This window comes from Fervidobacterium sp. 2310opik-2 (assembly GCF_011057735.1).
Taxonomy (GTDB): Bacteria; Thermotogota; Thermotogae; order Thermotogales; family Fervidobacteriaceae; genus Fervidobacterium; species Fervidobacterium nodosum.
The window spans coordinates 73,454-83,739 of sequence record NZ_LNGG01000002.1 but is presented as its reverse complement, the minus strand read 5'-3'; the positions used below and the strand labels follow the sequence as shown (position 1 = coordinate 83,739).

Sequence of the window (10,286 nt, the reverse complement as noted above, 5' to 3'; positions counted from 1 at the left end):
TTTTTATTTTTTTGTTTTTCTTCCTCTTGCGCTTTGCTTTTTCGCAGCGCGAGTTTCATTCTACACCATCTTTTGTTAACTGTAAAGCCTTCTCGCGTAACAACTATCTACCTTTGTCTGTTACAAATTACATCATCCTTCCTATTACTCAGGCGTTTAATTGTGCTTTGAAGCTTATGAATAAACGAAAAATAAAATTTTACACACCTAAAAGTTTCAGAAAAAGATTAACGAATACGGGTACTAAAATTGAAACTACAAACCCATGGCCAAACGAAATAAGTGCTGTTTCTCTATCGCTATACATAGAAATAATTCCTAATAAGGTATCCATTGATGTAGCACCAGCAACGGATATAGTACCATATCTGCTTTTTTTCAAAGCAAACGGCGAAATGATTATAGCTATCAATTCCCTAAGTACATTCGCAAAGAAAGAAATGCTCCCAATATACGCACTGTATGTACTGGTAATTATAACCGCTGATAAGCTATACCAACCAAAGCCAGATGCCGCAAGAAGTGTTTCAAGCTTTTTCAGTGGTAAAAATAGCGAAAGTATAAATGCGAATATTAGAGTCCCCACTATTGTCGAAATTATTGTCATGAGTATACCTTTTAAAAATCTCTTCTCTATCTTTTCTTTACTTAAATCAAGACCAACTAAAAAAACAAGCGCATAAAGAATTATTTCAACCGCTTTACCGTGCAATTCGAAATGGGCCAGTCTTCCTATAAAAAGACCTGATATAACTGATAAAATTAGGAATAAAGCACTCATTTTTTCCAACCCGCCTTTTCAAAAAGTTTTTCGGAAATGTAACCAAATAAAAAGCTCCCGATACTTCCAAATAAAGCTATAAGTAACGCGTAAAGGAATATCTTATCAATCTTTTTGAAAAGCTCATCATTAGCACCTATCTCAAGACCTAATGAGAACAACAAAAGCATAGTCAAAATTATAACGACTTTGAATTTGCTTATCCATTCAGTTTTGATGAATTTCCCTATAAAGAAACCTGCAAAGAATACTATCAAAACATACCATATCATTTTTCTCACCTTTTTCAGTTATTTTTTGAGCGCTTGTAACTATTCTGGATAGTCAATTTTTTCCCAAATTTTGCCAGTTTCAGTTATTGTACAAAACTAATTAAATTTTATCATTTTTGAACTGTTTTGAAAATATATTTTTTCATGATATAATATATACAAAAGTATACTTGGAGGGGTTGGTATGACGCTTGAAGAAAAATTGAGTATTCTTTCTGCTGCTGCAAAATATGATGTTTCATGCTCTTTTGGGGAAAGAAGAAAAAATTTTGTATATTACAGCGCAGCAAACGGTAAATACATTCCCATACTAAAGATATTACTTTCAAATGCGTGCATATATGACTGTGCGTACTGTATAAACAGAAAATCAAATAACATAAGACGAGCAACGTTTACAGTCGATGAGGTGGTAAAATTAACTCTAGATCTTTACAAAAGGAATTATATAGAAGGTCTTTTTTTGAGTTCGGCAATAATAAGGGACCCAAATTACACTATGGAACAAATGATTAAAGTTGCAAAAAAACTCAAGGAAGAAGAAAAATTTCCTGGATATATCCACTTAAAGATAATTCCTGGCGCAGATGAAAAATTGATTGAAAAAGCAGGAATGTTTGCAGACAGGGTAAGTATAAATGTTGAATTTTTGAAAAAAGAGGCGTTTTTCAATCTCACACCTGAAAAAAAACCGGAAGAAATACAAAGGCCTTTACATATTTCCTCAATTAAATATCTTCAATACGTTGAAGAAAAAAAGAGGCACCCACATGTAAATCCATATTCTCCTCTCGGACAAACAACACAAATAATAGTTGGTGCAACTAACGAATCAGATAAAAAAATAATAGAGTTTTCAAATAAGCTCTATAAAGTGTATAAACTTAAGAGGGTATACTATTCAGGATATGTTGCTATAAATAACGATGAAAGACTTCCTCAAAAGAGCGAAAATCCCTTAAGAGAACATAGACTATACCAAGCAGACTTTCTCATAAGATTTTACAATTACTCTATAGAAGAAATTTTTGATAATTCGGAAAATCTAGACTTAAATATTGATCCGAAAACGCTTTGGGCATTAAAACATCCAGAGCTCTTTCCAATAGATATATCAAGAGCAAAATTTGATGAATTAATAAGGATTCCAGGGATTGGTTTGAAATCTGCCAGAAAAATAATTGAACTAAGAAAGTACGGAACACTTAACCTTGATGCTCTAGAAAAAATAGGAGTTTCGCTAAAAAGAGCTAAAGACTTTATAACTGTTAAAGGTAAAACATTTAAGGATTTAAAAACTTATATGCCTTTGTTTGAATTTTCTCAAAATGAGTACGATTCGTAATTGTTTAATATTTATATTAAAAAAACCCGTTTCTAGTTCGCTACTACTAGAAACGGGGTTAATAAAAATTTGGCTTATAGTTATTAAGGATGGACTCTGTACAACGTTCTTGCAAATGGTATGGCTTCTCTTATGTGTTCTAAACTAGCAATCCATGCAATTGTCCTCTCAACACCAAGACCAAATCCACTGTGAGGAACACTTCCGAACTTTCGTAAGTCTAAGTACCAGTCGTATTTTTCAACAGGCAAATTGTTTTCTTTCAGTCTTTCAACCATAAGATCGTAATCGTGTATACGTTGCGATGCGCCTATAATTTCTCCATAGCCTTCCGGTGCCAATAAGTCATCGCACAACACAACTTCTGGGTTGTTAGGATCAGGTTGCATATAAAATGCTTTTGCTTGCCTTGGATAATGAGTTACAAATAATGGGCTGTCAAATTGTTTTGCCAACACCGTTTCTTCATCTCCTCCAAAATCATCGCCCCATTTTATATCAAAACCTTGCTTCTGAAGGAATTTAACAGCTTCCGTGTAAGTCATCCTTGGGAATGGCTTTTGGACTTTTTCAAGCTTTGATACATCTCTTCCAATTGCGACCAAATCGTCGTATACATTATTTAGAACGTACTGGACTATATAGTAAACAAGATCTTCCTGGAGTTTGACATTATCTTCATGTTCATAGTAAGCGACTTCTGCTTCGTTCATCCAAAATTCGATAAGATGTCTTCGCGTTTTGGACTTTTCTGCCCTGAATGTTGGGCCAAGGTTGAATACTTTACCCAAAGCCATACAAGCAGCCTCAAGATAAAGTTGACCAGTTTGTGTAAGATAAACTTTTCCATAATCGAAGTAATCTACTTCAAACAAATTACCAGCTGTTTCACCTATCGCGCCTGTAAATATAGGCGTATCAACTTGGACAAAATCCCTTTCCCAATAGAATTTCCTTATAGCTTTTATAACCGCATCCCTTATTCTCAGTATGTGGAATTGTCTTTTGGCTCTAAGCCATAGGTGTCTGTGTTCCATCAAGTATTCTATACTGTGATCTGGTTTTTGAATTGGGAAATCCTCAGTCGGTATTTGAACAGGAACAACTTCATTAGCAAGAATCTCAACACCATTAGGTGCTCTTTCATCACTTCTTACCTTACCACGAACAATTAAAGATGATTCTAGTCTAAGTTTATCTGCTTTCTCAAAATTTTCGTCACCAACTGTTGATTTTTCAATTACTACTTGAACAAAGCCCGTTCCATCTCTCATTTCAACAAAAGTAATTTTTCCACTCGATCTTTTCCTTCTAACCCAACCTCTTAGCTCGATATCTTGACCTATATAATTCTTAAGATCCTTGATGTAAACCCATTTCATCTCATCAAACCTCCTTAACCAGCGCGGATTATAAATTAAAAACTAAATTGATTATACCATAATCAGATGACAAAATACACAGGGTTTTTAAAATTTTTGTGATATAATATTTTTTAGTTAAATGCTGAAATATCGAAAAATCAAGGAGGAACAATTTTTATGAGAAGATTTAATGTGATAGCGACTATTAGTCTATTAGTTATATTTACTATATCATCATTTTCTTTCACTACAAGAGAATTAACAAATTCTGAAATTGAGCAAATATTCAATATACTTTCAAAACTGAAAGGTACTCCATATGTCTGGGGTGGAACAAGCGAATCCGGAATAGACTGTAGCGGCCTCATCATATTTCTGCTTAATCAAATTGGTTTTAAAAAAATGATATACAAACAAACACTAGTATACGATGTGACAGCTGATAACTTTTACAAATATAACACCAAACCTATCCAAAACATAAAAGAGCTAAAAAAAGGGGATTTAATATTTTTTGATATGAACGAAGATAGTGTTTTCGACCACGTTGTTATATTCGAAATGATTGACCCATACGGCAACATATGGGTATGGGACGCAGCCGAGATGCCAGATGGTATCCATCAAAATAAAGTCGATAGGCGCCCACTTTCTTTAATTAATGCAAGGAAATATGCTTTTGGAAGAATTATCGTAGCAATTGAATAAAGGCTAATTTGGAATTAAAGGCGATAAAATTATGGAAAAATTATATTACTATGTCAGGCGTATATTTGACAAAGCTATCAATTTCCTTAATTTAATAATCAAAAAGAAGAATCATCGAAAAGTTATAACACTTGCAATTATACATTTCGATGGTATGGATTTGAAAAGGCTTATAAATGAGTTTAGAGCTGAGTTAAAATCGGCAGATATAATCATCGGTAAAAACTTGAAATCAGCCGAATTGAAGAAAAATAGTATCCAATTAAAGGGCAAAAATTTTATTTTTCTAAATAAAGATTCAAAAGAAATGGAAGTATCAGGTCAAATGGTAGATTTTATTGATAACTTTGATGTAAAAAAATTACGCTCGTTTGAAAGACGTGGTGTAAAGGTTGTGACCGTAAATGATAAAAAAACCGCATGGATGATAAGCCAAATGTTCGCTTTTTATTGCGTAGTTCCTTCCGAACCATTCCAAGAGTGTGTGATAACTTCCCCTATCCCTCTCACGCGTAACTCCGACGGATACTATTTTACTAAGATTGCATATAGAAACCAAGTAACTTTAGTAGATTTGAATATCGAAATTCTAAATGATTTTAGAAATCCTCAACAACAAGAGTAACGAGTTGAAAACATTTCCACAAAACCACATAAAAAATGTATAGAAAACTTTCTTATTTTTCAATCCTTTCCTAATACGCCTCTATCTTTTCATTTGCTTTTCATTTTTTCTATTTTATATAAGTATGCTCAACATTGTAACATTTTTATTAATCGTAAATGGGTGGTAAAATTCTTGTATGAACTTTTGCTGGGGGGTGATGAACTTGGAAAAGGAAATAACGTTAGAGCTTGTTAGAGTTACAGAAGCTGCTGCGTTAATGGCAAGTAAATACCTTGGAAGAGGCGATAAAGAGCTTGTAGACCAAGTAGCTTCAGACGCGATGAGAGGAATGCTCGACTATATTGAAATGAGAGGAACGGTTGTTTTAGGTGAAGGCGAGAAAGATAAAGCGCCTATGCTATACATAGGTGAGCAAGTTGGAAGATGGGAAGAAAGTGACCCTGAACTTGATATAGCAGTCGATCCTATAGACGGCACAAGACTTGTAGCATATGGTCTACCAAATGCGATAAGTGTCATTGCTGCAACTGAAAAGGGAGGTATTGAATACTTACCAACATACTACTCTTACAAACTTGCAGTTGGGCCAGAACTTGCTGGTAAACTCGATATTAACGCGTCGATAAGAGAAAACTTAAGAGTCGCCGCTGCGATACTTGGAATGGAGATATCTGAATTAACTTGCGTCGTTTTAAATAGGGACAGACACAGGGAAATTATTGATGAAATTCGAAGAGTCGGCGCAAGGATTAAATTAATAAGTGACGGTGATATTGCGGCGGCTATCGCGACGGCATTACCAGAAAGCAATGTGAATATCTATATTGGTATAGGCGGGTCACCAGAAGCTTTATTGGCTGCTGCCGCTTTGAAATCGCTTGGCGGAGAAATTCAAGTTAAACTTTGGCCCTTAGATGAAGATGAAAAAACAAAATTAATCGAAAAAGGTTATGATTTTGAGAAAGTCTACAAAACAGATGATTTAATAAAATCAGATAACGTTATCTTTGCCGCGACAGGCGTTACCGATGGAGACATGTTAAAAGGTGTAAAATTTTATAAAAATACAGCTATCACCGAATCTATTGTTATGAGATCTAAAACAAGAACTATCAGAAGGATTATCGCTCAGCACAACATGAATTACAAAACGATACCTCTCAAGAGCGCTGGTGAAATAAGATTTCTTAATGGCATGAGAAAACACTGATTGTACTAAACGCTTTAATTGTTATATTCAAAAATAAGGGACAGATTTTTAAATCTGTCCCTTTATTTTTTAAATATTAAATACATTCTTTCCAGCTGTTATTTTTTGCTTTTTCCCGTGTATAATTACTTCAAAATCCCCTGTCGAATTGATTTCCAATACCATGCCATTTCCTTCTTTTCTTATCTCAATATTAATAGCATTCTTTCTGTAATTAATATTGAATTTTAGTTTTTTCCAATGTTCTGGTAACCAAGGATTGAATTCAAGCATGCCTTCACTGTTAAGTGTCATTCCACCAAAACCGTTAACAACACACTGCCATGCCCCTCCGGCTGAAGCCGCATGAAAACCGTTGTTTGTGTTTCCTTGGTTGTCTTCAAGGTCTACCAATACCGTTTTCATAAAATATTTATACGCATTGTGCGTATCTCCAACTTTTAAACCCATTATGGAATACATAGATGGACTAAGTGATGATTTATGCATTGTGCGCTTTTCATAGTATTCATAGTTGATTTTCATCTCTTCTTGGGTAAATTCCTCAGGTAAAACAAGCATAAGCATCACAACATCAGGTTGCTTTATCAACTTTGTTTCACCAAGCTTTGTTAAATCAACCGTTTTTGGCCATTTTGGAAGCCCATTCTCATCCCATTCCGTTATCACGTGTTCTTCTAAATCGAAATATCCCTCAAATTGTTCTATAAGCTTTTCACCTTTTTTCCTTGGTATGTATATCTTTTCCGCTATACCTTTCCAACTTTCAACTTCCTCATCCGTCAAACCAAGGTGTGTTTTTAACCTTTCAAATTTTACAATATCTTTTTCTTTTAACCACTTGTAAAATTCCACAGCTTTTAACATATTCCACTTTGCTAAATAGTTCGTATAAACATTGTTGTTAACGTGTTCGTGAAACTCATCTGGGCCAATAACTCTATTTATTTCATATCTATCATATTTTTCGTTGTATTCTACCCTTGAAGCCCAAAATCTTCCGGTTTCAAGGAGTATCTCAACTCCGTAATCTTTCATGAATTCTTCATCACCGGTAACTACAAAATAATGAATCAAAGCAACCGCAATATCTGCATTTATATGGTATTCCTCATCACCAGTCCATATTCTCACCGGATTTCCTAAATAATCTTCTCCCCACTTTGGGGTTACTTCCGTTCCATCATCCGCAGATTCCCATGGAAATTGTGCACCTTTGTATCCATTCATCTGAGCGTTTCTACGTGCACCAGGCAGTGTGTTATACCTATAGAGTAACAAATTCTTTGCGTATTCTGGTAATGCGTATAGATAGAATGGGAACATAAATATTTCTGTATCCCAAAACACGTGACCTTTGTAACCTTCTCCGTGCAATCCGCGTGCACCTATGCTTACTTTTGGGTTATCCGGCGCGCAGGAATAAAGATGGAATAAATTAAATCGGATCCCTTGCTGAGCAAGCTCATCGTTCTCTATAACTATATCTATTCTGTTCCATACATCTTCCATTATATTAATATGCTTTGTGATTTCATTTTCAAGACCTTCGACTATGAACTTCTCAACTTCGCACCTTACTTCTTTAAATGCATCTTTCGTATCCATTGAAGTATATACACTACCGTACTTTTCTAAAGTAAAACTTTTACCTTCGGTAACAAAAATAGTATAAATCTCTGTGGGGTGAGTTGTGATTTGTCTGTATTTTCTGTATCTCAAAACATTCTCTCCATTCAAATCTTTACCTACAAGAATCGTAGCAAAAGCAATTTCATGTCCTTTGTCGTTTGTCTTAACAATTATTCCAACGCCCGGCTCGATATCTTTAATTTCCTTTACTTTGTAATGCTGAACTTTGTTTAATGGGTCAAGTAATCCATTAAATGTGTTTGTATCGATACAATTCTCAACGATTATCTTTCCAGAAAAATTAACAGGGGTTATAACATACTTTACACCGAATCTGTGAATATTTGCTCTACTAACAAACCTTTTGGACTCAATTGATATGATTTTTTCTGAAACTTTGAATGTATAATTCGAAATAAGAAGACCTCTTTTCATATCCAATTTTCTTTGGTAATCTAAAACATTTCCACTATCAAGGTTTAAAGGCACACCATCTACGTATATTCTAATCGCAAGCGGGTCTGGAAGATTAACAAGTTCTACAACTTGGGCTTCAGATTTATCAAATATTCCAGCAATGTATGTTCCCTTCATCTTATAGTTTGAAAATTCCTCTATTCCTCTTAAGCTCAAATAACCATTGGCAAGTGTAAAGAGAGTTTCATAAACATAATTGTCTGAATGAGAATAGGAATTCCTTACAACATCCCACACCTTCGTATGCCTCCTCTCTGAAAATTTTCTCTAAGTTTTTCTTCAAATCTCAAAAATCAATTAATTCGAGATTTTGACCTTCGAAAGTCTGGATAACTTTATCCGCTTCTTTTAGAATATTAGGGTCACCAACACCAATAACTTTCATCCCAGCCCTTTTCGCAGCTTCTATACCGGCTATGGCATCCTCAAAAACACAGCATTCTTCAGGTGGTATATTCAACTCTTGCGCAGCTTTAAGAAATACCTCAGGATCCGGTTTTGCTTTGGAGATTTTTGTACCATCAATTACAACGTCGAAGAAATCTTTTAAACCTATGCGTTCCAAAATAGTCAAAGTATTTTTACTCGCCGAACCAATAGCTATTTTTATACCATTGTCCTTAAGCAAATTCAAAAACTCTCTCACACCAGGTAGTATCTCTTCTTCTGTCATTTTGCTTATATACTCAACGTACCAATTATTTTTCTTTTCGGCAAGTTCTTCTTTCTTTTTTTCATCATCTATTTTTATATTACCAACAGAGAGTAATATCTCAAGGGAGCGCATACGGCTTACACCTTTGAGTTGTTCGTTATCCTTTTCAGTGAACTCAAACCCAAGCTCATGAGCTAATCTCCTCCAAGCAAGGTAGTGATACTTCGCTGTATCGACTATAACACCATCAAGATCAAAGATGCAAGCTTTTACTTTTGCCATTGCAGAACCTCCTTTTTTTCTCTTATTATTTACTTTACCCTTTAACTGCAACCGCTTTACCAGTTTCAATAAAATACCTTTGGAATGAAAGGAATATTATAAGCATTGGAATGGTCATAAATATAGAAGCTGCCATCATGTATTGCCAGTAAGTGTAATAAGATGTTTTAAAGAAATTCAAACCCAATGTAAGCGTGTACATCTCTTTTCTGCTCATGATTATCAAAGGCCATTGAAAATCATTCCAAGCTCCTAAGAAAGTGTATATGGCAAGCGCACTGATAGCTGGAAGCGCATTTGGAAGGACAATTTTAAAGTATGTTCTCAAAATTCCTGAGCCATCTATTCGTGCTGCTTCCTCAAGTTCTTTCGGAAAGTTTAGGAAAAATTGTCTCATCAAAAATAAACCAAATATATTTGTTAGCTTGGGCAAAAACAAGCCGGTGTATGTATTTATCAAACCATACCTAACAAGTAAATTGTACTGAGGTATCAGTGTTACCTGACCTGGTACCATCATCGTTGCAAGAAACATAGTGAACCAAAGGTTTTTTAGTGGGAAATTAAGCCTTGCAAATGCATAACCGCCAAGTGAATTAAGTAGAATATTCCCAACCGTTAAAAGACCAGCATAAATCAAAGTGTTTAATAACCATCTTTTGTAAAGAGGAACAACTTCGAATATCAATTTGTAATTTTGAAATGTTAAAGGCGCACCAAAAGCTGACGGTTTTGGAAACAGCTTAATCTTTGGTGGCCATTCAAAGACATTGACACCTTTCTCATTTCCATTTTCATCAACATGTGTGATAGGAACCATAGACACAAGCAATGCCCAGGTAAATGGAAATAGTGTAGCGATAGCATATGAAATTAAAATCAAATAAGATATTATCAAAGGTGTTTTACTCCTCTTTTTTTCCATCGCAAAA

Annotated in this window: 10 protein-coding genes; 4 read left to right on the top strand and 6 right to left on the bottom strand. The window is 34.7% G+C overall.

From position 1 onward, the window contains the following. Positions 1-199: 199 nt before the first annotated feature. Positions 200-781 carry a lysine exporter LysO family protein gene (locus AS161_RS01210; RefSeq protein WP_164541492.1) on the bottom strand — a complete coding sequence of 194 codons (582 nt, stop codon included), beginning with the start codon at positions 779-781 and terminating at the stop codon, positions 200-202. Continuing rightward, the gene (locus AS161_RS01205; protein WP_241241300.1) at positions 778-1,053 is read right to left on the bottom strand and encodes a LysO family transporter; all 276 of its coding nucleotides are present in this window, start codon (positions 1,051-1,053) and stop codon (positions 778-780) included. The genes AS161_RS01210 and AS161_RS01205 overlap by 4 nt, the downstream gene beginning before the upstream one ends. A 184-nt stretch (positions 1,054-1,237) precedes the next feature. Between AS161_RS01205 and AS161_RS01200 the strand changes: the two genes are divergently transcribed. After that, positions 1,238-2,398, top strand: coding sequence for a putative DNA modification/repair radical SAM protein (locus AS161_RS01200; protein WP_011994350.1), 1,161 nt, complete (start codon positions 1,238-1,240; stop codon positions 2,396-2,398). An 83-nt stretch (positions 2,399-2,481) separates the two neighbouring features. Here the strand turns inward: AS161_RS01200 and asnS are convergent, their stop codons facing one another. Then, positions 2,482-3,780, bottom strand: a complete 1,299-nt coding sequence (gene asnS / locus AS161_RS01195; protein WP_164541490.1) for an asparagine--tRNA ligase — start codon at positions 3,778-3,780, stop codon at positions 2,482-2,484. A 159-nt stretch (positions 3,781-3,939) separates the two neighbouring features. On the opposite strand from asnS, the gene AS161_RS01190 reads away from it, so the two are divergent. The 3 genes from AS161_RS01190 (at position 3,940) to glpX (ending at position 6,308) form a co-directional block, all read left to right on the top strand. Next, positions 3,940-4,470, top strand: coding sequence for an NlpC/P60 family protein (locus tag AS161_RS01190; protein WP_164541489.1), 531 nt, complete (start codon positions 3,940-3,942; stop codon positions 4,468-4,470). 31 nt (positions 4,471-4,501) lie between these two features. Continuing rightward, a complete protein-coding gene (locus AS161_RS01185) occupies positions 4,502-5,095 on the top strand; it encodes a hypothetical protein (RefSeq protein ID WP_011994353.1) in 594 nt (197 codons plus the stop codon). 199 nt (positions 5,096-5,294) lie between these two features. Then, a complete protein-coding gene (gene glpX, locus AS161_RS01180) occupies positions 5,295-6,308 on the top strand; it encodes a class II fructose-bisphosphatase (protein ID WP_206518741.1) in 1,014 nt (337 codons plus the stop codon). Positions 6,309-6,377: 69 nt separating this feature from the next. On the opposite strand, the gene AS161_RS01175 is transcribed toward glpX, so the two are convergent. The 3 genes from AS161_RS01175 to AS161_RS01165 are packed head-to-tail and all read right to left on the bottom strand — an operon-like array spanning position 6,378 to position 10,279. Further along, positions 6,378-8,654, bottom strand: a complete 2,277-nt coding sequence (locus AS161_RS01175; RefSeq protein ID WP_164541488.1) for a glycoside hydrolase family 65 protein — start codon at positions 8,652-8,654, stop codon at positions 6,378-6,380. Positions 8,655-8,703: 49 nt separating this feature from the next. Further along, complete coding sequence (gene pgmB, locus AS161_RS01170; RefSeq protein ID WP_164541487.1) at positions 8,704-9,354, bottom strand: beta-phosphoglucomutase; 651 nt, start codon at positions 9,352-9,354, stop codon at positions 8,704-8,706. A 34-nt stretch (positions 9,355-9,388) separates the two neighbouring features. Further along, a complete protein-coding gene (locus tag AS161_RS01165; protein WP_164541486.1) occupies positions 9,389-10,279 on the bottom strand; it encodes a carbohydrate ABC transporter permease in 891 nt (296 codons plus the stop codon). Between the last annotated feature and the right edge of the window lie 7 nt (positions 10,280-10,286).

Bases quoted from the DNA above. Each gene is read 5' to 3' on its own strand.
- AS161_RS01210 (WP_164541492.1), bottom strand. From the start codon at position 781: ATGAGTGCTTTATTCCTAATTTTATCAGTTATATCAGGTCTTTTTATA.
- AS161_RS01205 (WP_241241300.1), bottom strand. From the start codon at position 1,053: ATGATATGGTATGTTTTGATAGTATTCTTTGCAGGTTTCTTTATAGGG.
- AS161_RS01200 (WP_011994350.1), top strand. From the start codon at position 1,238: ATGACGCTTGAAGAAAAATTGAGTATTCTTTCTGCTGCTGCAAAATAT.
- asnS (WP_164541490.1), bottom strand. From the start codon at position 3,780: ATGAAATGGGTTTACATCAAGGATCTTAAGAATTATATAGGTCAAGAT.
- AS161_RS01190 (WP_164541489.1), top strand. From the start codon at position 3,940: ATGAGAAGATTTAATGTGATAGCGACTATTAGTCTATTAGTTATATTT.
- AS161_RS01185 (WP_011994353.1), top strand. From the start codon at position 4,502: ATGGAAAAATTATATTACTATGTCAGGCGTATATTTGACAAAGCTATC.
- glpX (WP_206518741.1), top strand. From the start codon at position 5,295: ATGAACTTGGAAAAGGAAATAACGTTAGAGCTTGTTAGAGTTACAGAA.
- pgmB (WP_164541487.1), bottom strand. From the start codon at position 9,354: ATGGCAAAAGTAAAAGCTTGCATCTTTGATCTTGATGGTGTTATAGTC.
- AS161_RS01165 (WP_164541486.1), bottom strand. From the start codon at position 10,279: ATGGAAAAAAAGAGGAGTAAAACACCTTTGATAATATCTTATTTGATT.